We start from the raw sequence: 23,591 nt of genomic DNA, 5'->3' as shown, positions 1-23,591 counted from the left end.
GGGTATTCAAATGACCAGCCGTTTTATGCTGATTTTTGCCGCCGTAAGTGGCTTTATTTTTGTGGCGTTGGGCGCCTTTGGGGCACATGTTCTGAGTAAAACCCTCGGTGTTGTTGAAATGGGGTGGATTCAGACCGGCCTTGAGTATCAGGCGTTTCATACGCTGGCTATCTTTGGCCTGGCCGTCGCCATGCAACGGCGCATTAGTATTTGGTTTTACTGGAGTAGCGTGTTTCTGGCATTAGGTACAGTGCTGTTTAGCGGCAGCCTGTATTGTCTCGCGCTCTCTCATTTACGCCTGTGGGCGTTTGTTACCCCTGTTGGCGGCTTCAGCTTCCTCGTAGGCTGGGCGCTGATGTTAGTGGGCGCTATTCGATTGAAACGTAAGGGCGTTAGCCATGAATAAGGTTGTATTGTTGTGTCGCCCAGGTTTTGAAAAAGAGTGCGCCGCAGAAATTACGGATAAAGCAGGACGCCGGGAAATCTTCGGTTTTGCCCGCGTGAAAGACAATGCGGGTTACGTCATCTTCGAATGCTATCAGCAGGACGATGCTGAAAAGTTAGTGAAAGAGCTGCCGTTTAGTTCGCTGATTTTTGCTCGTCAAATGTTTGTGGTGGGCGAGTTGCTGCAATACTTACCGCCGGAAGATCGCATTACGCCGATCGTTGGCATGTTGCAGGGCGTGGTGGAAAAGGGTGGCGATCTGCGAGTAGAAGTTGCCGACACCAATGAAAGCAAAGAGCTGGTTAAATTTTGCCGTAAATTTACCGTACCGTTGCGTGCAGCGCTGCGCGAAGCGGGCGTACTGGCAAAGTATGAAACGCCAAAGCGTCCGGTGGTTCACGTCTTCTTTATCGCCCCTGGCTGTTGTTATACCGGCTATTCCTGGCCTGACAATAACTCACCGTTTTACATGGGGATTCCGCGTCTGAAGTTTCCAGCCGATGCGCCGAGCCGTTCAACGCTCAAGCTGGAAGAAGCGCTGCACGTGTTTATCCCTGCCGATGAATGGGATGAGCGTCTGGCGAACGGGATGTATGCGGTGGATTTAGGCGCCTGCCCGGGCGGATGGACCTATCAGCTGGTTAAACGCAACATGTGGGTTTACTCCGTGGATAACGGCCCGATGGCGCAAAGCCTGATGGATACCGGACAGGTCACCTGGCTGCGTGAAGACGGATTTAAGTACCGTCCGAATCGCAACAACATTTCGTGGATGGTCTGTGACATGGTGGAGAAGCCGGCGAAGGTTGCCGCGCTGATGGCACAATGGCTGGTCAACGGCTGGTGTCGTGAGACGATCTTCAACCTCAAGCTGCCGATGAAAAAACGCTACGAAGAGGTATCGCAGAACCTGGCTTACATTCAGACCCAGCTTGATGAACATGGTGTAAATGCCCAGATTCAGGCGCGTCAGTTGTATCATGACCGTGAAGAAGTAACCGTTCACGTACGTCGTCTGTGGGCTGCCGTCGGCGGTCGTCGCGACGAGCGATAAGGCTACAACCCAGGTCGGATGGCGGCGTAATCGCCCTATTCGGCCTGGATTGCTTCAATCAGCTGTGTATCTGAAACAATATGCGTCACATCATCCAGATGCCCAATTCTGGCCTCTCCCGAACGATTAAATTTACTTTTATCGATCAGTAATAAAGACTGCGATGCACGCTTAAGCAGAATGGATTTGAAGTCTGCGTTGGTTGCATTTGAGTCCCAGAGCGCACCGTCGCTGTCGATCCCTTCGCAGGAAAAAATAAACAGGTCAATCTCGAGTGGTTTTAGCTGCGAGATAAGCGAGGGATTAACGTAGCAACCGTATTTGCGCTCAAGACGACCGCCGGAGCTGATAAGCTGAATGTGTTCACGTTTAGCCAATTCCTGGCAGATGGGCTGGCTGTTGGTAAAAACGTGAATGTTGATGTCCGGTAACTGTCGCGCCAGATACCAGCAGGTAGAGCTGGCGTCTAAGGCAATTACCATACCTTCTTCGATCCATGCCAACGCTTCACGGGCGATATCCGCTTTGTGTGCATAGTGGCTTTTGAGTCGAATATGAAATGGGTCACCGCTGTCCTGATTTTCCCGGTGAATAACTTTGGCCCGACCGTGGTTGCGTAACACTTTTCCCTGGGTCTGTAACTCGCTGAGATCGCGGCGGATGGTCTCTTTGCTGACGTTAAGCTGCAAAGCCAGGGCTTCGGTTGTCAGGCTTTTGTGGTTAGTAAGCAGATCTACGATTGCCTGCTGGCGCGCCGCTTTCATGTTCTGATCCTCATCTAATGATGAATGCCCGTACCTGACGGGCATTCTGACCAGAGATTACGGCGTTACCCCTTTTTTTAAAAGAATATTCCCGTACTTTGCCCGCTCTCCTGTGATAACGATCGCAAACGCCTTTTGTGCTCGTTCGTAAAAGGCATAGCGGTCAATACGCGTGATGTCCGGGCAGGGGGTCTGTAATGAAAGTGCCTGACGATAGCGAGCCTCAACGTCAGGATCGAGAGTGTCACCTTCAACCGCAGCCATCATCACCAGCGGTGGGGCGTAGCTGTCCAGTTCAAATAGCGGAATAAGCGCCCGCAGCAGATCGCTGACCAGCAGACCGTCAGCGCGGATGACCTGCGGCCCCATGCTGTTGGCCGGGAAGTGGGCATCGGAAAAGATAATCTCATCGCCGTGTCCCATTTCGGCCAGCACTTTCAGTAAGTCGGGGGAAATTAAGGGAGATATCGTTTTAAGCATGTTACTCGACTCCTGTGAGTTCGGATTCGGTTTGCGGATAGAAGTAACGGTACTGATAGCGCACCTGTTCGCGCGCCTGCTCCGGGGAGGTAAATTCCCCGATGCCTGACCAGGCAAACATTGCGGCGCCTGCCACGGTAGTTTCGGCATCATCCAGCACTTTGACAGGGATCCCGAGAACGTTCGCTTTGATTTGGTTCCACAAGATGTTGCGGCTGCCCCCGCCAACTAATAGCAGTTCAGTGGCCTGGAAATGGCCGATTTTTTCCAGCGTTTGCAGATTCCGCTGCAGCTGTTCTGTCAGTCCTTCCAGCGCGGCGCGATAAAAGTGCCCACGGGTAGTATTGAGGGTAACCCCTTGCCAGCCCGCATTCTGACAGGCCAGCAGGTCGCAGTGCATCTTCACCCCTTCGGCACCAGCGGGAATATCCCGAGCTTCATCAATCAACGTTTGCCAGGGCGTGTCCTCGGTCCATAACAGCTTTCGAACCCATTCAAGCACGCCGGAGGCCAGCCACTGCATTCCGGGATTGTTAAGCCCAGCCTGACTATCCAGCTCACAGGTGGAGCCCGCATAATGGCTGAGCAGGGAGGTGTTTACCTGCGCACTGCGCACCATCAGAATTTCCCATGTGCCGGAAGAGAGTACCGGTTCATCCTGTTGGGCGCCTGCGCCAAATAGCGCAAACTGTGTGTCGTGTCCGGCAGAGATGACCGGAATACCCTCTGGAAGTCCGAGCTGGTTGGCGGCCTCGCGTTGCAGTACTCCAATTTGTTCGCCTGCTTCAACCAGGCGCGGAAACAGGCGACGCGGTATGCCTGTTGCCTGCAAAATGTCCTGGCTGAAATCACGTTGCTGGATATCCAGCATCTGGCTGGTTCCCGCCATGGTGATGTCAGTTGTGAACTCGCCGGTTAAACGTTGGTTGATAAGCGACGAGATAAACAGCCAGGCGTGCGCCTGTTCCAGTAATTGCGGGTGGTTCTCTTTCAGCCATACCAGTTTGTACAGCGTATTGAAGCTAAACGCCCCAACGCCGGAGATTTCCTGCAGTTGCTGCGGTGACATGTAGCGATGGATATTCTCCATAACCGCTGCGGTACGTGGGCATTTCCAGCTGATCACCGGATACAGTTGTTTTCCGTTCTTATCCACCAGCGCGCCATCCACGCCGAAGGTGGTGACGGCGATCCCGCGAATTTGGCAGGCGGCCAGTTGTAAGGAAAGCCGCTGACAGCAGTCGGCAAAGCGTTGCAGAATGGCCTCCAGCGACCATTGGTGCCAGGCACTGTTTTCTGCGGCGATGTCACTGGCGTTCGGGGTCGCTGCGCGGGCGACAATCTTTCCCTGTCGGTCAACGGCAATGGCCCGCACGTTGGTCGCGCCACAGTCGAGAACCAGAATAACCTCTTGTTTCATAATTGCTCCTGGGAGATTACCTATTTCCGGATGGCGGCTTCGCCTTATCCGGCCTACAAAACCGTGTGCTTCGTAGGCCGCGCCGCCATCAGGCAATCGCTCGATGTTTAACGCTTATACAGCGGACCGTAGTTCTGACAAGCGCGGTAATCCTGACCTTCCGTATCCATACCGTGGGCGGCCCAGGAGGAAGGACGATAAATTTTCTCGTCTTCCACGTTGTGCATGCACACCGGGATACGCAGCATGGCAGCCAGAGTGATAAAGTCCGCACCTACGTGACCAATCGTCAGCACCCCGTGGTTAGCGCCCCAGTTAGCCATGACGGAATAGACGTCGCTGAACGGGCCCTTGCCGGTTAAGCGCGGAGCAAACCAGGTGGTTGGCCATGTGGAGTTGGTACGCGCATCAAGCTGGTCGTGCATATCTTTCGGCAGCTCCACGCTCCAGCCTTCCGCGATTTGCAGCACCGGCCCCAACCCTTTGATGATGTTGATACGGCTCATGGTGAACGGCACACCGCCTTCAGTCAGGAAGCGAGATGAGTAACCGCCCCCACGGAAGTATTCGTGAATAGCCGGGCACCATTCGGTTGCCGCCAGGCATTCATCCGCCTCTTTCTGCGAGATTTCCCAGTGTGGTTTCATGGTCGGTTTACCTTCGCTGTCGCGCTGTTTGCAGGAACCGTCCAGTGCCGCAGAACCGGAGTTAATCAAGTGAATAATGCCGTGCTCAGCAAGACCGGTCAGTGGTTTACCCGTGACGCGTTCAACCGCCTCTGGCGACCAGTAGGTGCGCACATCGGCAAAGACCTGGGCCGTGCCGGTGAGTTGATGGCCGAACAGCATCGCCACGCCGTTCAGGCTGTCGTTTTCTGTCGCGACAACGAACGGTTCACGAACGCCATTCCAGTCAAAGGAGCTGTTGAGCAACGCTTCGGCGGTATCGCCATTTGGGTATTGATCGGTCCAGTGACGCTGGCCCTGGAAGCCTGCGGCGATCGCGTTATAGCCCAGGGATTCTTCGACCAGACCTTTGTCTGCCAGCTTTTTGTTACCCTGCATCATGTCGCGAATGCACATAGCCATCAGCAGACTTTCTTTCAGCACCGCGCGGCTTTGTTCTGCGTTACGCTTATATTGTTGTGCGTTCTGATCTTCGCCGTAGCGGAAGTTTTTGTCCGCCCACGCCAGCGCCATTTCCAGCTCGGTTTCATCATAGATTTTCTGGTCAATGCGACGACGCAGCTCGGTCATATCAACCGCCTGCACCTTCATACCCAGCCAGGATTCAAAGAAGTTATGGTCGACGATAGAACCGGCGATGCCCATTGATACTCCACCGACAGACAGGTAGCTTTTCCCTTTCATACTGGCAACCGCTAAACCGGCACGGGCAAAACGCAGCAGTTTTTCTTCAACATCGGCAGGGATAGAAGTGTCGTCTGCATCCTGTACGTCATGACCATAGATGGAGAAGGCAGGAAGGCCTTTTTGGCTGTGAGCTGCCAGTGCGGCGGCCAGGTAAACCGCCCCCGGACGTTCCGTACCGTTGAAGCCCCAGATCGCTTTCGGGCGCATCGGATCCATGTCGATGGTTTCACTGCCGTAGCACCAACATGGGGTAACTGTAATCGTCACGCCAACATTCTGGCTGCTGAATTTTTCTTCACAGGCCGCGGATTCTGCCATGCCGGCGATACAGGTATCGGCAATCACACATTCAATTTGTGCGCCGCAGGCATGACGAAGTTTTTCAGTGATAAGCGCTGCGGTAGCTTTAGCCATATTCATGGTTTGCTCTTCGAGCGACTCACGTACACCCATACGACGTCCGTCAATAACCGGGCGAATACCAATTTTTGGTAAGCTGATTTTTTTCATCACAGATTCCTCACGTTATTCGGATAAATATTCAGTTGGCTGCCGTTTGTGAACGGAAGCGGGCAAAAATAAAGATGATGGCGAAGCAAAGCGCCGGGACCAGTTCAGCGGTCGGGATATTGCCAGCGGCATCGCTGACAAAGCCCATCACCGGGGTCACAATGCCGCCGCCAATGATAGTCATGACGATAAAAGACGAGCCGTATTTGGTGTCTTGTCCCAGATTTTTGATCCCCAGAGAAAAAATGGTTGGGTACTGAATCGACATAAATGCGCTGCACAACGTCAGGGCCAGCAGGCCGATCTGGCCACCGGTGAAGGCGGAAATCAGGCACAGGATCATGGCAAGCAGGGCATATGCGGCCAGCACTTTATGCGGCGCAAAGCGACTGATAAGCCAGGTGCCGGAGAAACGACCGATAAAGAAGCACACCATGGTGCCGGTCAGGTAGTTGGCGGCGAAACCTGGCGTCATGCCTGGGATCTCTTCGATTGCGTAGCGAATCAGGTAGCTCCAGCAGGCAGTTTGTGCACCGACGTAGCAGAACTGCGCCAGTACCGCCCAACGCCAGTGGCGAATGCGCACCAGGCGGGAAAGGGACGCGGAGAATGAACTCTGAGCGTTGTCACTGTGATCGTCACTTTGCAGGGTCGGAAACTTGGTAAACATGATCAGCAGGGCGACCAGCAAAACCACCGCGACGATGATCATATAAGGGGTTTGAACCGATAACACCAGGCTGTGCTTGTAGGCGCTTAGCTGTTCTGGTGCCATCTTATCGAGTACGTCTTGAGATTGATGTGGCACATTAGACAAAATAAGACTTTGCCCAAAAACAACCGCAATAATGGCACCAAATGAGTTAAAAGTTTGCGCGAGATTTAATCGGAAGTGACCACCGCTTTCCGGGCCCAGTACGGTTACAAAAGGGTTGGCAGCCGTTTCCAGACAACCTAAGCCCGCCGCAATAATAAATAGGCCAATCAGGAATAAGGTGTAATTCATTACCTCAGCCGCTGGCCAGAATAATGCTGCACCGATGGCATATAAGAATAATCCGGTAATAATTCCTGCTTTATAACTTAGTTTTTTCATCAGGATCCCGGCTGGGATTGGAATGACGAAATAACCAAAATAAAAAGCAGATTGAATCAGACCAGCCTGAAAGTTTGTTAATGTAAATGCTTGCTGAAATTGTGGTAATAAAATGTCATTAAGATTATTGGCAACCGCCCAAAGAAAAAACAGTGAACAGAGTAACGCGAAGGGAATGACATAATTTTTTGTCTGCCCCCGCTCTACCGCATGAAAACTTTGTGTTTGTATTGATGTGTTTCCCATAGCATCCTCATCAGTTCATAAGCATGTTCAACAGCTTAAGAGTACGATTGGTGATTTTTACCAACCTGCTAATCCAGGTGAGTTCCGGTAACCTGCCAGATAAAATTGGCCTTCATGAATGAACTCATGAATTCATTTTCAAATAAAAACCGGCCATTAATATGATGGTGGTCACATTTATGCTCAGGGTGTGGGTTTATGTGATTATCATCACTTTAATTTCTTTAAAACAATGACCGTTTGAGGAAAATAAATTAAAAAGCCACAGGGATAATGCCCGAATTAATTAGTTAAGTGGAAAACGGGCAATGGTAACAATTTATTCGCAAATGACCGTTTTACAATGGTTTTATTAAGAACGGACATTTTGCAATTGTAATATTATGCTTGCATGTTTTTATTCATCGTTATTAGTTGATGAACATCACAAAATCCAGTGCTAAAAATTCCCTTCTCTTTATTCAGCATGATGATAGTTAGCAAATACCCGCTTAAATCAACAGAGCGTCGAGGTATTAGCAATGTTCTGTTGTCGCATTTTGACTCACTGAGAGAGGTAAGTAATGGAACGAAATACGCTGGCACGGCAGATTATCAATACCTGCCTGGAAATGACCCGTCTGGGGCTGAATCAGGGGACTGCGGGTAATGTAAGTGTGCGTTACCAGGACGGGATGTTAATTACCCCGACGGGTATTCCCTATGACAAACTCACCGAATCCCACATAGTGTACATCAATGCTGAGGGGCAGCACGAAGAAGGGAAATTACCTTCCAGCGAGTGGCGGTTCCATATGGCCGCTTATCAGACGCGTCCCGATGCTCAGGCGGTGGTCCATAATCATGCCGTGCATTGTACTGCTGTTTCTATTCTCAACCGGCCAATCCCGGCAATCCATTACATGATTGCGGCGGCTGGCGGTAACTCAATTCCCTGTGCGCCATATGCGACGTTTGGCACGCGTGAGCTTTCCGAGCACGTTGCGGTAGCGCTGAAAAACCGAAAAGCAACGCTGTTGCAGCATCATGGACTGATCGCCTGCGAAGAAAATCTGGAAAAAGCCCTGTGGTTAGCGCATGAAGTGGAAGTGCTGGCGCAGCTTTATCTCAGCACGCTGGCGATTACCGATCCGGTTCCGGTACTGGATGATGAGGCTATCGCTATTGTGCTGGAAAAATTCAAAACATACGGATTGCGTATTGAGGAATAGGAGATAAAACGATGGCGAACAGAATGATTCTGAACGAAACGGCATGGTTTGGCCGGGGCGCTGTTGGCGCATTAACCGATGAAGTTATTCGTCGTGGTTATCGCAAAGCGTTGATTGTGACTGATAAAAATCTGGTGCAGTGCGGCGTTGTTGAGAAGGTGACTTCCCGAATGGATGCTGCAGGTCTGGCATGGGAAATCTATTCAGGCGTTATTCCTAATCCAACCATTGCGGTAGTGCAGGAAGGATTGAGTGTCTTTCAGCAAAGCGGCGCAGACTATCTGGTCGCCATTGGTGGAGGCTCCCCGCAGGATACCTGTAAAGCGATTGGCATTATTAACAATAACCCAGAGTTTGCGGATGTACGCAGCCTTGAAGGGTTATCGCCGACACGCTTCCCGAGCGTGCCAGTTATGGCTATCCCAACCACTGCGGGAACGGCGGCGGAAGTGACCATTAACTACGTGATCACTGACGAAGAGAATCGGCGTAAGTTTGTTTGTGTCGATCCACATGACATCCCGCAGGTGGCGTTCATTGATGCTGACATGATGGACGGCATGCCTGCTGCATTAAAAGCGGCTACTGGCGTAGATGCACTGACTCATGCCATTGAAGGCTTCATCACGCGGGCTGCGTGGGCGCTTACCGATGCGCTGCACATTAAAGCCATCGAAATTATTGCCGGGTCATTACGCGGTTCCGTTGCGGGCGACAGCCAGGCGGGGGAAGCGATGGCTCTGGGCCAGTACGTTGCCGGGATGGGTTTCTCCAACGTAGGTCTGGGATTAGTGCATGGTATGGCACACCCGTTAGGCGCGTTCTACAACACGCCGCACGGCGTCGCGAATGCCATTTTGCTGCCGCACGTGATGCACTATAACGCCGAATTCACCGGGGAAAAATTCCGCGATATTGCCCGGGTAATGGGGGTTAAGGTTGAAGGACTGACGCTGGCAGATGCACGCAAAGCGGCGGTGGATGCCGTCTTCGCCCTTAATCGCGATGTAGGTATCCCACTGCATCTACGCGATGTTGGCGTCCGTAAAGAGGATATTCCTGCGCTGGCGCAAGCCGCATTTGACGATGTTTGTACCGGGGGAAATCCGCGTGAAGCGAGCCTTGGGGATATCGTTGAGCTGTACCATACTGCCTGGTAATCACCTGGCGTTTATCTGGCCTACAGGGTTGTACGATAAGTAGGCCGGATAAGCGCAGCGCCATCCGGAAATAAGACTACCGCGCCAGCCGTAGCTGCTGTAGGTTTCCGTCGATATGTAAGTCCGTTTGCAGCCGCGCGATATCGCGGCACAAAAACGCCATCTCCCGATGTTCTTCGAGTTTCTTGCGCCATTTCTCCGGTACGTCATCCAGATGTTCATACAGCGCCTCCAGCGTTGGAAACTGTGCCAGCAGTTGTGTGGCGCTTTTAGGACCAATACCGGCAACCCCCGGTATTTTAGAACTGCTGATCCCGGCCAGTCCCCAATAGTCTGGCAGTTGTTGCGGCAGTACGCCGAACTCTTTCTCGATAAACGGCGCATCCAGCCAGCGTTTCTGGAAATAATCGCGAATCCGCAGCGTTGGGGAGAGTAGCTGACAGTAGCCTTTATCGGTTGAGACGATAGTCGCCTGGTGTCCCGCCTGGCTAACTTTCACCGCCAGAGTGGCGGCTAAATCATCGGCTTCATTCCCGCTGGATACCCAGCAGCAGACGCCGCGCTGTTCAAAAGCGGCGCGTAAGGCGGACATTTCCTGGTGTAAATCGTCAGGCATCGGCGGGCGACCGGCTTTGTAGTCAGGTAACCGTTGGTGACGCCAGCCGCTGTTACGCGCTTCGTCATCAAATACCGCCACGGCGTGCGTGGGTTGACTGTGCACAATCAGCTGATCGAGCGCGTGCTGGCATGTCTCCACGCAGGGGGAGCCCTGTACTGCGTGAATACGGCGGATGAGATTCAGTGCATCAACAATGAGCAGGTGGACGGCCACGGTGTTCTCCCTAACAAATTAGTCTGTAGGGTAACATTCACGACGAGTGGAGACGAGCATTGCGAAAGAGCGCTATCCGAAAGCCTGATAAGCGAAGCGCCAGCAGGTAATAAAAGCCGGATGCGGCGAGCGCCTTATCCGGCCTACAGATACGAAAATGTGCTGAGAATTAATCGCAGGTGACAATCTTCATCGCCAGACCACCACGAGAGGTTTCGCGGTATTTGGCATTCATGTCTTTACCGGTTTCGTACATGGTCTCGATAACTTTATCGAGGCACACGCGTGGTTCACTGGTACGGCGCAGCGCCATACGTGCAGCGTTCACCGCTTTAACCGAAGCAATGGCATTACGCTCAATGCACGGTACCTGAACCTGGCCGGCAACCGGGTCGCAGGTCAGACCCAGGTTGTGTTCCATACCGATTTCTGCCGCGATGCATACCTGCATTGGGCTACCGCCCAGCAGTTCAGCCAGACCAGCCGCTGCCATGGAGCAGGCGACGCCAACTTCACCCTGACAGCCGACTTCGGCACCAGAGATAGAGGCGTTCATCTTGTACAGTGAACCAATGGCGCTCGCGACCAGCATGTAGCGTGCCAGCGAGTTAGCGTTCACTTCACGGATAAACTTGTCATAATACGCCAGTACGGCAGGAACAATCCCGCATGCACCGTTGGTTGGTGCAGTCACCACGCGTCCACCGGCTGCGTTTTCTTCGTTCACGGCCAGCGCGAACATGTTGATCCAGTCAACAACCGCCATCGGGTCGGTGGTGGTTTTGTCGCTGCTGACCAGCATGCGGCGCAGCGCAGCAGCACGACGCGGAACGCGCAGTTTGCCCGGCAATACACCTTCGGTGGTGATGCCGCGTTCAATCCCGCTACGCATCACTTCCCAGACGTTAGCAAAGTGCTGTTCCAGCTCTTCTTTGCTGTGCAGCGCCAGTTCGTTTTGCATCATCAGACCGGAAAGCGACAGGCCGGTTTCCTGGCAATGACGTTGCAAATCAGCTGCGGATTTATACGGATATGGCACGTTTACCGGAGAGTTGTTCGGTAAACCAAAATGTTCTTCATCAACGATGAACCCACCGCCAATGGAATAGTAAGTCTGGCTGTAAATGGCCTTTTCGCCCGCCAGTGCGGTAATGCGCATCCCGTTTTCGTGCAGGGACAGATTGTCCGCATGGAAATTCATGCACTTATCGACCGGGAACTCGACCTCATGTTGACCGTCTGCCAGCAGCAAACGCCCATGAGTATTCACATCCTGGATAAAGGACGGAATGGCATCAATGTCTACGGTATCCGGCAGATTACCCGCCAGGCCCATAATAATCGCGATGTCGGTATGGTGACCTTTCCCCGTCAGAGATAAAGAGCCATAGACATCAACCACTACGCGGGTTACGTCAGTGAGAATTCCGCGTGCAATCAGGTCATCCGTGAATTGTTTGCCTGCTTTCATCGGGCCAACAGTGTGGGAGCTGGAAGGGCCAATGCCGATTTTGAAAATATCGAATACGCTAATCATGAGGCGTCCATTGTGTATCGAGGTGCGCCGCCCCGAGGAGCGGCGCAGGGGAATTAACTGAACAGAGAGTAGAAAATAGCGGAGATAGCGATCAGGCCCATAATCACAACGAAGACGTTGCTGATATGGCCGCTGTACTTACGCATTGCCGGTACTTTCTGAATGGCATACATCGGCATCAGGAACAGAATCATCGCGATGATTGGGCCACCCAGGGTCTCAATCATGCCGAGGATGCTTGGGTTCAGCGTCGCCACAATCCAGGTGGTTACCAGCATGAACAGCGCAGTGATTTTGTTCAGTTTGTTGATTTCGATGGATTTGCCTTTGCCGCGCAGAGACTTAATCACCATACCATTGAAGCCTTCACGTGCGCCCAGGTAGTGGCCCAGGAAGGATTTGGTGATAGCGATAATCGCGATGATCGGTGCCATCCAGGCAATAATCGGCGCGTTAAAGTGGTTCGCCAGGTAAGACAGAATCGAGATGTTCTGCTCTTTCGCTGCTGCCAGGTCTGCCGGAGTCAGGCTGAATACACAGCTGAAGACGAAGAACATAACGGTCAGTACCATCATGATGTGAGCGAATGCCAGAATCTTGGAGCATTTTTTCTCTGCTTCATCACCGTACTCTTCACGCTTCGCCACGGCGAAGGAGGAGATGATCGGGGAGTGGTTGAAGGAGAACACCATTACCGGAATTGCCAGCCACAGGGTCAACAGCAGGCCGTTGCCGGTGGTTGCCGCAGAGTCAAAAGACATGGTTTCCAGAATCGCACCGCTCCACTGAGGGATCAGGTACAGCGCCAGCAGCATCAGCGCCGCAACGAACGGGAATACCAGGATGCTCATCGCCTTAACGATCATCTGCTCACCGAAGCGCACGATGGTCATCATGCCGACAATCAGGATCAGTGACAGGATTGCGCGCGGTGGCGGCGTAATCGCCAGCTGGTGGGTCAGGAAGCTTTCAACCGTGTTGGTGATGGCTACGCTGTAAACCAACAGAATCGGGTAGATAGCGAAGAAGTAGAGCAGGGTAATCAGTTTACCTGCACCAACACCAAAGTGTTCTTCTACAACTTCGGTGATGTCTTCACCCGGATTTTTACCGGACAGCACAAAGCGAGTCAGGCCACGGTGTGCAAAGAAGGTCATTGGGAAGGCAAGGATCGCCATGATGATCAGCGGGATCATACCGCCTACGCCTGCGTTAATCGGCAGGAACAATACACCCGCCCCAATCGCCGTGCCGTAAAGGCCCAGCATCCACATGGTGTCTGTTTTGCGCCATGCGCTGCGGGTCTGGCCCGTAACGATAGTGCTGGTTTGAGTGTTTTCCATCTATTTCTCCTGGAGGAAGCTTAAAAAGTCGGGTTTGGGGTCAATCCAATGAGAAAGTACCCGACTGTAAATCGAAATTCGTTGAGCGATTTTTATATAATTTTTCGCCGTAATAATTTTCGGGCGGAAAGATACATTTTAGTAATGAATGTATCAGTGATCGGGATCCCAAATGCAATAATCCACCTTTTATGTGGATAAATTTGGGCCATTAATCTGTTAAAAAATAGTCAAAGCGAATTTACGGGCGCGAAGGCTAACATTAACGACATATCTCATGAAAGCGAAGGCGCGAAGATAGGCGTGTTCAGCTGTAAAAACTGTTGTTTTTAGATGATTTCGGCGACTAATAATAATTTTCTAAGATAAATCACGGTTGGTTTTTCAAGGTAATCGTTTGCGTAGCTCGCTGTTTTTTATGAATCATCACTGGCATTTATATGATTGTCGGAGCTATGTGACTGGTATCACTAAAAAAAGCCGGGAGGCAAGTGCGCCAAACCCGGCTTTGATATGGACAAAACTGTCACCGCTATAGCGCTGCTAGCGGGTGTTGAAGGTTAGGCGCAGATCTCGTAACAAGGGATATACGCAGTGCCCGGTAACTTCATACGATGTTGTGCAACAAAGCCCTGCAGGAGATCGTCCATGCGGCGCATCATTTCGCGGTCACCGTGGATTTTGTACGGGCCAAACTCTTCAATAGCGCGGATCCCGACTTCCTTCACGTTACCTGCCACAATACCGGAGAATGCACGCCGTAAATCGGCGGCCAATACTTCAACGGGTTGATCCGGGTACAGCTTCAGGTTGGCCATGTTTTCATGGGACGGCTCGAACGGCATCTGCAGATCGGGCGCGATACGAATCGACCAGTTAAAGCTGTAAGCATCTCCTGTGTCGCGACGGTTTTCTTTCACCAGCGGCATCGCTTTTTTCATCAGACGCGCCACTTCTGCCGCATCGTCAATGATGATGCGATAGTGGCGACGCGCATCTTCCCCCAGCGTGTGCACGATAAATTCGTCCAGCACGCGGAAGTAATCCGCACTCTCTTTTGGTCCGGTCAGGATCAGCGGTAGAACCTGATCTTTGTTGGCAGGATTCATCAGGATCCCCAGCAGATACAGCAGCTCTTCTGCTGTCCCTACGCCACCCGGGAAGATGATAATACCGTGGGCGATACGCACGAACGCTTCCAGACGTTTTTCAATGTCCGGCATGATGATCAGTTCGTTTACCAGCGGGTTAGGCGGTTCAGCGGCGATGATTGACGGTTCGGTCATGCCAATAAAGCGGCTGTCTTTGTATCGCTGCTGGGCGTGGCCGACCGCAGCGCCTTTCATTGGCGCTTCCATCGCCCCCGGACCGCAGCCGGTACAGATGTTTAGTTCGCGCAGGCCCAGTTGGGTGCCGACGCGACGGGCGTACAGGTATTCATTCTCGTTGATTGAGTGACCGCCCCAGCAGACGACCATGTTCGGCGCTTCACCAACGTGCAGCGCCCGTGCATTACGCAGGATCGAGAATACGAGGTTGGTAATATGCACCGAGCTTTCGAGATCCAGATGCTGAAAACGACCAGCGTTATGGATCTGGCCATTGACGAACAGAATGTCACGCAGCACGGCAAACAGGTTTGCCTGTAGCGCACGAATAATGCGTCCATCAACAAACGCATCTTCAGGTGGGTTGATCAGTTCCAGCTTCACGCCCCGTTCGCGGCGCAGTACGTTAATATCGAAACTTTCAAAGCGTGACAGCAGTTCTTTGCTGTTGTCGGTCAAACTGCCGGAGTTCAGAACGGCAAGCGAACAGTTACGAAACAGTTGATACAGGTCGCTGCTGGCCGTGCGTTTAAGCATATCGACTTCCAGCTGCGACAACATGTCCATTGAGCCAAGCGGGCTAATATGTGTAATCAAGTAAACTCCTTATGGGACGCAACACGTCATTCCCTATTGATTACAATAGCCCTGGCTTATGACCTTTCACAACCTTGCGCGCGGAATCCGACACGCAAAATTGAGAAAAAAGATTACTGACGTACCAGACGACCGGTTGCCGGAGTGAAATCGGTGTTGGTGCGCCATGGGTTAATGTCCAGGCCGCCACGTCGCGTGTAGCGTGCGTAGACGCTCAGTTTCTCTGGCTGGCAGAAGCGCAGAATGTCATTGAAAATACGTTCCACGCACTGCTCATGAAATTCATTATGGTGGCGGAAGGAGACCAGATAACGCAGCAGCTTCTCTCTGTCGATTTTCCGTCCACGATACTGAATTTGTATGGAGCCCCAGTCGGGTTGATGGGTAATCAGACAGTTGGATTTCAGCAGGTGGCTGACCAGCGTCTCTTCCACTGCTTTTTCACCGCTCACGGCATTTTCCAGATACGCAGTGCTGAACTGGTAGTTGTCGATGACGATATCCTGATTGTCGATACAGGTCCCATTAAAGTGGGCTATCGGCTGCCCTTCCAGTTCGTCAAGGCGGTACAGCGCCACGCTGACATCACCTTGAGCGCATGCGCGAAGATCGTTTTCCAGTGTCTGGCGTACCGCGTCCCAGGAATCAAAACGCGTCTGGTTAAAACTGTTCAGGTAAAGCTTAAAGCTTTTCGACTCAATCAGATTTACGCTGGTGTAATCCAGTTCCACGTGACCGACCGCGACTTGCGGTAAGCCGTTGGCATTCAGCCACGACAGTTCATATAGCGTCCAGATATCCGCACCGTGAAAAGGCAAGTTATCGGCCTTTAAATCCAGCGGGTCGCGATTCAGGCTGCGCGGAACGCCCTGCAACAGACTTGCATCGTAATTGTCTCGGTAATCCGTTGATTTACCAAGAGTCAGGCCGTTAAGCGCCTGATGATTTTCATAAGAGGACATGTTTCACCGTCATAAACCAGATACACTATGCGACAAGTGTATCCTGGCTTTTGTGAAGAGAGAAATCAGTGGACGAATTGACAGCGCAGGCGTTGATAGCCTTTACGACGCGTTATTGCGACGCATGGCATGAAAAAAACAACAGTTGGCCGCTCAGCGAAGAGCTGTATGGCGTACCTTCTCCGTGTATCATTTCTTCCACAGACGATGCCGTATTTTGGCGGCCTCAACCTTTTGTCGGCGAAAATAACCTCAATGCGGTTGAACGGGCCTTTGATATTGTGGTACAACCTGCCGTTCACGCTTTTTACACCACCCAGTTTGCTGGTGATATGCACGCGCAGTTTGCGGATGAAAAGCTCACGCTGCTGCAAACCTGGAGTGAAGATGACTTCAGGCGCGTTCAGGAAAACCTGATTGGTCATCTGGTTACGCAAAAGCGCCTCAAGCTATCACCTACGCTTTTTATTGCCACACAAGATAATGAGCTTGACGTCATTTCGGTGTGCAATCTGTCCGGTGAAGTGTGCAAAGAAACGCTGGGAACCCGTAAACGAACGGTGCTGGCGGCTTCACTTGCGGAATTCCTCACTCAACTTAAGCCAGTTCTGTAATCCAGTTTGCCCTGAATCTTGTGAGAGATCTCTTACAAACCCTGTAGGACATTGCCAGGTGATAAGTAAAGACTTAATGAATTGATAAAATAATAATTTATTATTATTCAATTGGTTAGTGTTTTATTGTCAACTTTCATACGAAAATAATCGTAAGGGTAAGCCTGTAAGCATCTTGTAAGACAAAGCGAAACAGGCGATTCTATATCTGTCGACAAGGAGTCGCACAACGAAGAGAACATCAGGATGATGGCTCTTCGCCAGGACACACCAGGACGGTGTTGCAAGGACAGGCTTCAGGACGAAGCAAAGAGGAAGACGCTGGATGCGTTAAAGGACACCTCCAGGATGGAGAATGAGAGCCGGTCAGGATGTTCGGCGGGTCTGGATGGCCAGGATACTTCAGGATGAAGTTTTCACATCGGGGTGATGTGAGCAGGATGCAAAAGTTCAGGATGAACATGGTCGTAAGACCACAGGAAAAGTTGTCACGGATGAGCAGGGAGCACTAAAAGTAGCTGGAATGCTGCGAAACGAACCGGGAGCACTGTTTTTACAGTGCTCCCTTTTTTTATTTCCCTTCACTAGTGCTATTCTTCGCGCCAGATTTTTTCATCATTGAGGTTAATTTCATGACGACTCATGACCGTGTGCGCCAGCAGTTACACGCACTTGAAGCGCTACTGCGTGAACATCATCACTGGCGGATGGATGAGCCAGCAGAGCAGCTGTTTACCAGTACGCAGCCTTTTTGTATGGATACCATGGAGCCGGTCGAGTGGCTGCAGTGGGTGTTGATTCCCCGCATGCATGCGTTGATTGATAACGCGCAGCCGCTTCCGCAGGCTTTTGCCGTCGCACCGTATTACGAAATGGCGCTGGCAGCCGATCACCCGCAGCGCGACATTCTCCTGGCTGCATTGCAGGAGCTGGATGCGCTGTTTACAAGTGATAACGCCTGATGCTGGAAATTCTTTATCAGGACGAATGGCTGGTCGCCGTCAATAAACCTTCGGGCTGGTTGGTTCACCGCAGTTGGCTCGACCGGGATGAGAAAGTGGTGGTGATGCAAACGGTGCGCGACCAAATTGGTCAGCACGTATTTACCGCCCATCGACTCGACAGACCAACCTCCGGCGTGCTGCTGATGGGACTGTCCAGCGAAGCCGGGCGTTTACTGTCCCAGCAGTTTGAACATCATCAAATTCAGAAACGCTATCATGCGATTGTGCGTGGCTGGCTGATGGATGATGCCGTGCTGGATTACCCGCTGGTCGAAGAGCTGGATAAGATTGCCGATAAGTTTGCCCGCGATGATAAAGGCCCGCAGCCTGCTGTCACCCATTATCGTGGCCTGGCAACGGTAGAAATGCCGGTAGCGACCGGGCGTTATCCGACTACCCGTTACGGGCTGGTGGAGCTGGACCCTAAAACCGGTCGCAAGCACCAGCTCAGACGCCATCTGGCGCACTTGCGCCATCCGATTATCGGCGACAGCAAGCATGGTGATTTGCGGCAAAACCGCAGCGCCGCAGAGCATTTCGGTTGCCAGAGATTGATGCTGCATGCCAGCCAGCTTGCGCTGACCCATCCTTTCACCGGCGAACCGCTGGTTATTCGCGCCGGACTGGATGACGTCTGGATGCAGGCGTTATCACAGTTTGGCTGGCGTGGACTTCTCCCTGAGAATGAAAGGGTTGAGTTCAGCGGGCTGTCAGGTCAGGATGAGCAGATAGATTCTTAAGTCCCAGGAGATTACGGTTATGGCGGAAATTGGAATTTTTGTCGGCACGATGTACGGAAACGCGCTGCTGGTTGCCGAAGAGGCCGAAGCTATTTTGACGGCGCAGGGTCATAAAGCTACGGTGTTCGAAGATCCGGAGCTTAACGACTGGCAGGCATATCAGGATAAATATGTACTGGTGGTGACTTCCACGACCGGGCAGGGCGATCTGCCGGATAGCATCGTGCCGCTGTTTCAAGGGATCAAAGATAATCTCGGTTTCCAGCAAAATCTGCATTACGGGGTAATTGGGCTGGGCGACAGTAGCTACGTTAATTTCTGCAATGGCGGCAAACAGTTCGATGCCTTGTTGCAGGAACAAAGCGCCCACCGTGTAGGAGAAATGCTGCTGATTGATGCCAGCGAGCATCCTGAACCGGAAAGCGAATCCAATCCCTGGGTAGAAAACTGGGGAACCTTGCTTAAATAACTCCCTCGCCCGTACGGGCTGCAACCCCCATTTGAACCGCAAGCCGGGCCAGGCGAAGCCGCCACCCGGCAATAAAACCCCAATTACGTGAACTAACTTCCACTACTTTGGGCTTATGCCCCAAACAACTTCTCACTGCCTCCCTAATGTTGTGTTCATGCACGGTGAGGGCAAGTGGCACTCCTTCATATACTTTTCCCGTCAGTTCCCGGAATGGCAGCGAGTCAGAATAAAACGGCCCTGAGCTGTACCAACACTGCCACACACTAACCTCTCATTCTGATCACCCTACAGGTGCTGTACAGAATGAACTGGCGAAAGCCAGGATTCAGGAGTGCAACAATGAGTTCATTAAGTCAGGCGGCGAGCAGCGCGGAAAAACGCACTAACGCTCGCTACTGGATAGTGGTGATGCTGTTTATCGTCACATCCTTCAACTACGGCGATCGCGCCACCTTATCCATTGCCGGTTCGGAGATGGCCAAAGACATTGGTCTGGATGCGGTAGGGATGGGGTATGTATTCTCCGCTTTCTCATGGGCCTATGTTATCGGCCAGATTCCTGGCGGCTGGTTGCTCGACCGCTTTGGTTCAAAACGCGTTTATTTCTGGTCCATCTTTATTTGGTCCATGTTTACCCTGTTGCAGGGTTTTGTCGATATCTTCAGTGGTTTCGGCATTATCGTTGCGCTGTTTACTCTGCGTTTCCTCGTCGGTTTAGCTGAAGCGCCCTCCTTCCCTGGCAACAGTCGTATTGTGGCGGCGTGGTTCCCGGCACAGGAAAGGGGCACGGCGGTCGCTATCTTTAACTCTGCGCAATACTTTGCCACCGTTATCTTCGCGCCAATCATGGGTTGGCTGACCCATGAAGTGGGCTGGTCGCATGTGTTCTTTTTTATGGGCGGCCTCGGGATCATTATCAGCTTCGTCTGGCTGAAGGTGATTCATGAACCTAACCAGCACCCGGGCGTAAACCAAAAAGAGCTGGAGTACATTGCCGAAGGTGGGGCGTTGATCAACATGGATCAGGCGGCAGCCAAAACTAAAGTGCCGTTTAGCGTGAAGTGGGGGCAAATCAAACAGCTGCTGGGTTCACGGATGATGATCGGGATTTACATCGGCCAATACTGCATTAACGCGCTGACCTACTTCTTTATCACCTGGTTCCCGGTTTATCTGGTGCAGGCTCGCGGTATGTCGATTTTGAAAGCTGGCTTTGTTGCTTCGGTTCCGGCCATTTGCGGATTCGCCGGCGGCGTGCTCGGCGGCATTATTTCCGACTGGCTGATGCGTCGTACCGGTTCGCTGAATATCGCCCGTAAAACGCCAATCGTACTCGGTATGCTGCTGTCGATGGTGATGGTGTTCTGTAACTACGTCAATGTGGAGTGGATGATCATCGGCTTTATGGCGCTGGCCTTCTTCGGCAAAGGTATCGGTGCGCTGGGATGGGCGGTGATGGCTGATACCGCACCTAAAGAGATCAGCGGTCTGAGCGGCGGTTTGTTCAACATGTTTGGCAACATCTCCGGCATCGTCACGCCAATTGCTATCGGCTACATCGTCGGGACTACCGGCTCGTTTAACGGCGCGTTGATTTACGTCGGGGTACATGCGCTGATTGCGGTGGTGAGCTATCTGGTGCTGGTGGGCGATATTAAACGTATCGAACTGAAACCTGTCGCAGGACAATGATGATGACAACACAATCGAGTCCCGTTATTACCGATATGAAGGTCATCCCGGTGGCCGGTCATGACAGCATGCTGCTCAATATTGGCGGCGCGCATAACGCATACTTTACTCGTAATATCGTGGTGCTCACCGATAATGCCGGAAACACCGGTGTCGGTGAAGCGCCAGGTGGCGAAGTGATTTATCAGACGCTGGTGGATGCGATTCCGCAGGTGTTGGGCCAGGAAGTCGCGCGCCTGAATAAGGTGGTGCAGCAGGTGCATAAAGGCAACCAGGCCGCTGATTTTGACACCTTTGGCAAAGGCGCCTGGACCTTTGAACTACGGGTCAATGCGGTAGCGGCGCTGGAAGCCGCATTGCTCGACTTGCTGGGTAAGGCGCTGAACGTGCCGGTTTGTGAACTGTTAGGGCCGGGCAAGCAGCGCGATGCGGTCACCGTACTCGGCTATCTGTTCTACGTGGGCGATCGCACAAAGACCGATTTACCGTATCTGGAAAGCACGCCGGGAAACCATGAGTGGTATCACCTGCGTCATCAGCAAGCGATGAATAGTGAGGCTGTGGTACGTCTGGCTCAGGCTTCGCAGGATCGCTACGGCTTTAAAGATTTCAAACTCAAGGGTGGTGTACTGCCTGGCGAGCAGGAAATCGACACCGCTCGTGCGCTGAAAAAATGCTTCCCGGATGCACGTATTACGGTTGATCCCAACGGTGCCTGGCTGCTGGATGAAGCCATCTCCCTGTGTAAAGGGCTGAACGATGTTCTGACCTACGCCGAAGATCCATGCGGCGCCGAACAGGGTTTTTCTGGCCGCGAAGTGATGGCCGAGTTCCGCCGTGCAACCGGTCTGCCGGTAGCAACGAACATGATAGCCACCAACTGGCGTGAAATGGGCCATGCTGTGATGCTGAATTCAGTAGATATTCCGCTGGCCGATCCGCACTTCTGGACCCTTTCTGGCGCGGTACGCGTGGCACAGTTATGCGACGACTGGGGCCTGACCTGGGGCTGCCATTCTAACAATCATTTTGATATTTCCCTGGCGATGTTCACCCACGTTGGTGCGGCTGCACCGGGTAATCCAACGGCTATTGATACCCACTGGATCTGGCAGGAGGGCGATTGCCGCCTGACCAAAAATCCGCTGGAGATTAAAAACGGAAAAATTTCGGTACCCGATGCGCCCGGTCTGGGCGTGGAACTGGACTGGGATCAGGTACAGAAAGCGCATGAAGCCTATAAGGCGCTGCCCGGTGGCGCGCGTAATGACGCAGGCCCAATGCAGTATCTGATCCCCGGATGGACTTTTGACCGTAAACGTCCCGTTTTCGGCCGCCACTAATTTTGAATAAGGACTTAATTATGAGCGCACAATTTTCTACCCCATTGGTTGCCTCTATGCAGGTTATTCCGGTTGCGGGTCATGACAGCATGCTGATGAACCTGAGCGGCGCACATGCTCCGTTCTTCACGCGCAATATTGTGATTATTAAAGATAACTCCGGTCATACCGGCGTGGGTGAAATTCCCGGCGGCGAAAAAATCCGCAAAACGCTGGAAGATGCGATCCCGTTGGTGGTAGGTAAAACGTTAGGTGAATACAAAAACGTGCTGAATGCGGTACGCAATACTTTTGCCGATCGTGATGCGGGCGGTCGCGGTTTGCAGACCTTCGATTTACGTACCACTATTCATGTGGTTACTGGGATCGAAGCGGCCATGTTGGATCTGTTAGGTCAGCATTTGGGCGTAAACGTCGCCTCTTTGCTGGGGGATGGCCAGCAGCGTAGCGAAGTTGAAATGTTGGGTTACCTGTTCTTCGTGGGTAACCGTAAGGCAACGCCGCTGCCGTACCAGAGTCAGCCGGATGAGAAATGCGACTGGTATCGTCTGCGTCATGAAGAAGCGATGACCCCGGATGCGGTAGTGCGCCTGGCGGAAGCCGCATATGAGAAGTATGGTTTTAATGATTTTAAACTGAAAGGCGGCGTGCTGGCCGGGGAAGAGGAAGCAGAATCTATCGTTGCGCTGGCGAAGCGCTTCCCGCAGGCCCGCGTCACGCTGGATCCGAACGGCGCGTGGTCGCTAAATGAAGCGATTAAGATCGGCAAATATCTGAAGGGTTCTCTGGCCTATGCGGAAGATCCGTGCGGTGCCGAGCAGGGCTTCTCAGGTCGTGAAGTGATGGCGGAATTCCGTCGCGCCACCGGTCTGCCGACCGCCACCAACATGATCGCCACCGACTGGCGTCAGATGGGGCATACGCTGTCGTTGCAGTCTGTTGATATCCCACTGGCGGACCCGCACTTCTGGACCATGCAGGGTTCTGTCCGTGTGGCGCAGATGTGCCATGAGTTCGGGCTGACCTGGGGATCGCACTCTAACAACCACTTTGATATTTCGCTGGCGATGTTTACGCATGTTGCGGCGGCGGCTCCGGGTAAAATAACCGCTATCGATACCCACTGGATCTGGCAGGAAGGCAATCAGCGCTTGACCAAAGAGCCGTTTGAAATCAAAGGTGGCATGGTGCAGGTTCCGGCAAAACCGGGTCTGGGCGTGGAGCTGGATATGGATCAGGTCATGAAAGCGCATGAACTGTACCAGCAACATGGACTGGGTGCGCGTGATGATGCGATGGGTATGCAGTATCTTATCCCGAACTGGACGTTTGATAATAAGCGTCCGTGCATGGTTCGCTAAGTGATCC

Annotated in this window: 21 protein-coding genes; 11 read left to right on the top strand and 10 right to left on the bottom strand. The window is 52.5% G+C overall.

Translation table 11 applies throughout. The annotated features are described in order from the left end of the window. The first annotated feature begins 10 nt into the window (after positions 1-10). Complete coding sequence (locus OGX89_RS15900) at positions 11-406, top strand: DUF423 domain-containing protein (protein WP_003034037.1); 396 nt, start codon at positions 11-13, stop codon at positions 404-406. Continuing rightward, positions 399-1,499, top strand: a complete 1,101-nt coding sequence (rlmM, locus tag OGX89_RS15895) for a 23S rRNA (cytidine(2498)-2'-O)-methyltransferase RlmM (RefSeq protein WP_063940941.1) — start codon at positions 399-401, stop codon at positions 1,497-1,499. Before OGX89_RS15900 ends, rlmM begins: the two co-directional genes overlap by 8 nt. Before the next feature lie 35 nt (positions 1,500-1,534). On the opposite strand, the gene fucR is transcribed toward rlmM, so the two are convergent. The 5 genes from fucR to fucP all read right to left on the bottom strand — a co-directional run bounded on the left by fucR (position 1,535) and on the right by fucP (position 7,388). Beyond that, on the bottom strand, positions 1,535-2,263 hold the full coding sequence (fucR, locus tag OGX89_RS15890; RefSeq protein ID WP_003825642.1) for an L-fucose operon activator: 729 nt from the start codon (positions 2,261-2,263) through the stop codon (positions 1,535-1,537). 57 nt (positions 2,264-2,320) lie between these two features. Next, positions 2,321-2,743 carry an L-fucose mutarotase gene (gene fucU / locus OGX89_RS15885; RefSeq protein ID WP_048215640.1) on the bottom strand — a complete coding sequence of 141 codons (423 nt, stop codon included), beginning with the start codon at positions 2,741-2,743 and terminating at the stop codon, positions 2,321-2,323. Between the two features lies 1 nt (position 2,744). After that, entirely contained in the window at positions 2,745-4,163 is a 1,419-nt protein-coding gene (fucK, locus tag OGX89_RS15880) for an L-fuculokinase (protein WP_126956655.1), read from the bottom strand. 107 nt (positions 4,164-4,270) lie between these two features. Beyond that, positions 4,271-6,046, bottom strand: coding sequence for an L-fucose isomerase (gene fucI / locus OGX89_RS15875; protein ID WP_003825648.1), 1,776 nt, complete (start codon positions 6,044-6,046; stop codon positions 4,271-4,273). A 31-nt stretch (positions 6,047-6,077) separates the two neighbouring features. Beyond that, entirely contained in the window at positions 6,078-7,388 is a 1,311-nt protein-coding gene (gene fucP, locus OGX89_RS15870) for an L-fucose:H+ symporter permease (RefSeq protein WP_008785696.1), read from the bottom strand. 563 nt (positions 7,389-7,951) lie between these two features. Between fucP and fucA the strand changes: the two genes are divergently transcribed. Together fucA and fucO are read left to right on the top strand one after the other, a co-directional pair. After that, positions 7,952-8,599: an L-fuculose-phosphate aldolase gene (gene fucA / locus OGX89_RS15865; RefSeq protein ID WP_003825656.1), complete on the top strand. Its 648-nt coding sequence runs from the start codon at positions 7,952-7,954 to the stop codon at positions 8,597-8,599. Positions 8,600-8,610: 11 nt separating this feature from the next. After that, positions 8,611-9,759 carry a lactaldehyde reductase gene (fucO, locus tag OGX89_RS15860; protein ID WP_126956657.1) on the top strand — a complete coding sequence of 383 codons (1,149 nt, stop codon included), beginning with the start codon at positions 8,611-8,613 and terminating at the stop codon, positions 9,757-9,759. A 76-nt stretch (positions 9,760-9,835) separates the two neighbouring features. Here the strand turns inward: fucO and xni are convergent, their stop codons facing one another. The 5 genes from xni to queF form a co-directional block, all read right to left on the bottom strand. Continuing rightward, positions 9,836-10,591, bottom strand: coding sequence for a flap endonuclease Xni (xni, locus tag OGX89_RS15855; RefSeq protein ID WP_063940943.1), 756 nt, complete (start codon positions 10,589-10,591; stop codon positions 9,836-9,838). Positions 10,592-10,760: 169 nt separating this feature from the next. Beyond that, positions 10,761-12,128, bottom strand: a complete 1,368-nt coding sequence (locus OGX89_RS15850; protein ID WP_003034070.1) for an L-serine ammonia-lyase — start codon at positions 12,126-12,128, stop codon at positions 10,761-10,763. A gap of 53 nt (positions 12,129-12,181) precedes the next feature. Continuing rightward, complete coding sequence (locus OGX89_RS15845) at positions 12,182-13,471, bottom strand: HAAAP family serine/threonine permease (RefSeq protein ID WP_003034073.1); 1,290 nt, start codon at positions 13,469-13,471, stop codon at positions 12,182-12,184. Positions 13,472-14,031: 560 nt separating this feature from the next. Beyond that, positions 14,032-15,396 carry a nucleotide 5'-monophosphate nucleosidase PpnN gene (ppnN, locus tag OGX89_RS15840; protein ID WP_003034076.1) on the bottom strand — a complete coding sequence of 455 codons (1,365 nt, stop codon included), beginning with the start codon at positions 15,394-15,396 and terminating at the stop codon, positions 14,032-14,034. Between the two features lie 113 nt (positions 15,397-15,509). Then, positions 15,510-16,358: an NADPH-dependent 7-cyano-7-deazaguanine reductase QueF gene (gene queF / locus OGX89_RS15835; protein WP_003825665.1), complete on the bottom strand. Its 849-nt coding sequence runs from the start codon at positions 16,356-16,358 to the stop codon at positions 15,510-15,512. A 68-nt stretch (positions 16,359-16,426) separates the two neighbouring features. Between queF and syd the strand changes: the two genes are divergently transcribed. The 7 genes from syd to gudD all read left to right on the top strand — a co-directional run bounded on the left by syd (position 16,427) and on the right by gudD (position 23,584). Further along, a complete protein-coding gene (syd, locus tag OGX89_RS15830; protein WP_003825668.1) occupies positions 16,427-16,972 on the top strand; it encodes a SecY-interacting protein in 546 nt (181 codons plus the stop codon). 632 nt (positions 16,973-17,604) lie between these two features. After that, positions 17,605-17,934 (top strand): YqcC family protein, encoded by a 330-nt coding sequence (locus tag OGX89_RS15825; protein ID WP_126956659.1) that lies wholly within the window; start codon positions 17,605-17,607, stop codon positions 17,932-17,934. After that, a complete protein-coding gene (gene truC, locus OGX89_RS15820; protein WP_003825671.1) occupies positions 17,934-18,716 on the top strand; it encodes a tRNA pseudouridine(65) synthase TruC in 783 nt (260 codons plus the stop codon). Before OGX89_RS15825 ends, truC begins: the two co-directional genes overlap by 1 nt. Before the next feature lie 19 nt (positions 18,717-18,735). Further along, entirely contained in the window at positions 18,736-19,185 is a 450-nt protein-coding gene (locus OGX89_RS15815; protein ID WP_126956662.1) for a flavodoxin, read from the top strand. Positions 19,186-19,527: 342 nt separating this feature from the next. Further along, entirely contained in the window at positions 19,528-20,880 is a 1,353-nt protein-coding gene (gudP, locus tag OGX89_RS15810) for a galactarate/glucarate/glycerate transporter GudP (protein WP_003825678.1), read from the top strand. A 2-nt stretch (positions 20,881-20,882) separates the two neighbouring features. Further along, positions 20,883-22,223 (top strand): enolase C-terminal domain-like protein, encoded by a 1,341-nt coding sequence (locus tag OGX89_RS15805; protein ID WP_032934086.1) that lies wholly within the window; start codon positions 20,883-20,885, stop codon positions 22,221-22,223. A 20-nt stretch (positions 22,224-22,243) separates the two neighbouring features. Next, positions 22,244-23,584: a glucarate dehydratase gene (gudD, locus tag OGX89_RS15800; protein ID WP_003825684.1), complete on the top strand. Its 1,341-nt coding sequence runs from the start codon at positions 22,244-22,246 to the stop codon at positions 23,582-23,584. Positions 23,585-23,591 lie beyond the last annotated feature (7 nt).

The organism is Citrobacter sp. Cpo103, from assembly GCF_030332605.1.
GTDB classification, from domain to species: domain Bacteria; phylum Pseudomonadota; class Gammaproteobacteria; order Enterobacterales; family Enterobacteriaceae; genus Citrobacter; species Citrobacter portucalensis.
The sequence above is the reverse complement of the archived record's forward strand: the minus strand, read 5'-3'. Positions and strand labels throughout refer to the sequence as shown.

Coding starts and splice junctions, on each gene's coding strand:
- gudP (WP_003825678.1), top strand. CDS start 19,528: ATGAGTTCATTAAGTCAGGCGGCGAGCAGCGCGGAAAAACGCACTAAC.
- OGX89_RS15825 (WP_126956659.1), top strand. CDS start 17,605: ATGACGACTCATGACCGTGTGCGCCAGCAGTTACACGCACTTGAAGCG.
- fucU (WP_048215640.1), bottom strand. CDS start 2,743: ATGCTTAAAACGATATCTCCCTTAATTTCCCCCGACTTACTGAAAGTG.
- OGX89_RS15815 (WP_126956662.1), top strand. CDS start 18,736: ATGGCGGAAATTGGAATTTTTGTCGGCACGATGTACGGAAACGCGCTG.
- fucK (WP_126956655.1), bottom strand. CDS start 4,163: ATGAAACAAGAGGTTATTCTGGTTCTCGACTGTGGCGCGACCAACGTG.
- gudD (WP_003825684.1), top strand. CDS start 22,244: ATGAGCGCACAATTTTCTACCCCATTGGTTGCCTCTATGCAGGTTATT.
- OGX89_RS15900 (WP_003034037.1), top strand. CDS start 11: ATGACCAGCCGTTTTATGCTGATTTTTGCCGCCGTAAGTGGCTTTATT.
- truC (WP_003825671.1), top strand. CDS start 17,934: ATGCTGGAAATTCTTTATCAGGACGAATGGCTGGTCGCCGTCAATAAA.
- fucI (WP_003825648.1), bottom strand. CDS start 6,046: ATGAAAAAAATCAGCTTACCAAAAATTGGTATTCGCCCGGTTATTGAC.
- OGX89_RS15805 (WP_032934086.1), top strand. CDS start 20,883: ATGACAACACAATCGAGTCCCGTTATTACCGATATGAAGGTCATCCCG.
- OGX89_RS15850 (WP_003034070.1), bottom strand. CDS start 12,128: ATGATTAGCGTATTCGATATTTTCAAAATCGGCATTGGCCCTTCCAGC.
- queF (WP_003825665.1), bottom strand. CDS start 16,358: ATGTCCTCTTATGAAAATCATCAGGCGCTTAACGGCCTGACTCTTGGT.
- fucP (WP_008785696.1), bottom strand. CDS start 7,388: ATGGGAAACACATCAATACAAACACAAAGTTTTCATGCGGTAGAGCGG.
- fucA (WP_003825656.1), top strand. CDS start 7,952: ATGGAACGAAATACGCTGGCACGGCAGATTATCAATACCTGCCTGGAA.
- fucR (WP_003825642.1), bottom strand. CDS start 2,263: ATGAAAGCGGCGCGCCAGCAGGCAATCGTAGATCTGCTTACTAACCAC.
- rlmM (WP_063940941.1), top strand. CDS start 399: ATGAATAAGGTTGTATTGTTGTGTCGCCCAGGTTTTGAAAAAGAGTGC.
- OGX89_RS15845 (WP_003034073.1), bottom strand. CDS start 13,471: ATGGAAAACACTCAAACCAGCACTATCGTTACGGGCCAGACCCGCAGC.
- fucO (WP_126956657.1), top strand. CDS start 8,611: ATGGCGAACAGAATGATTCTGAACGAAACGGCATGGTTTGGCCGGGGC.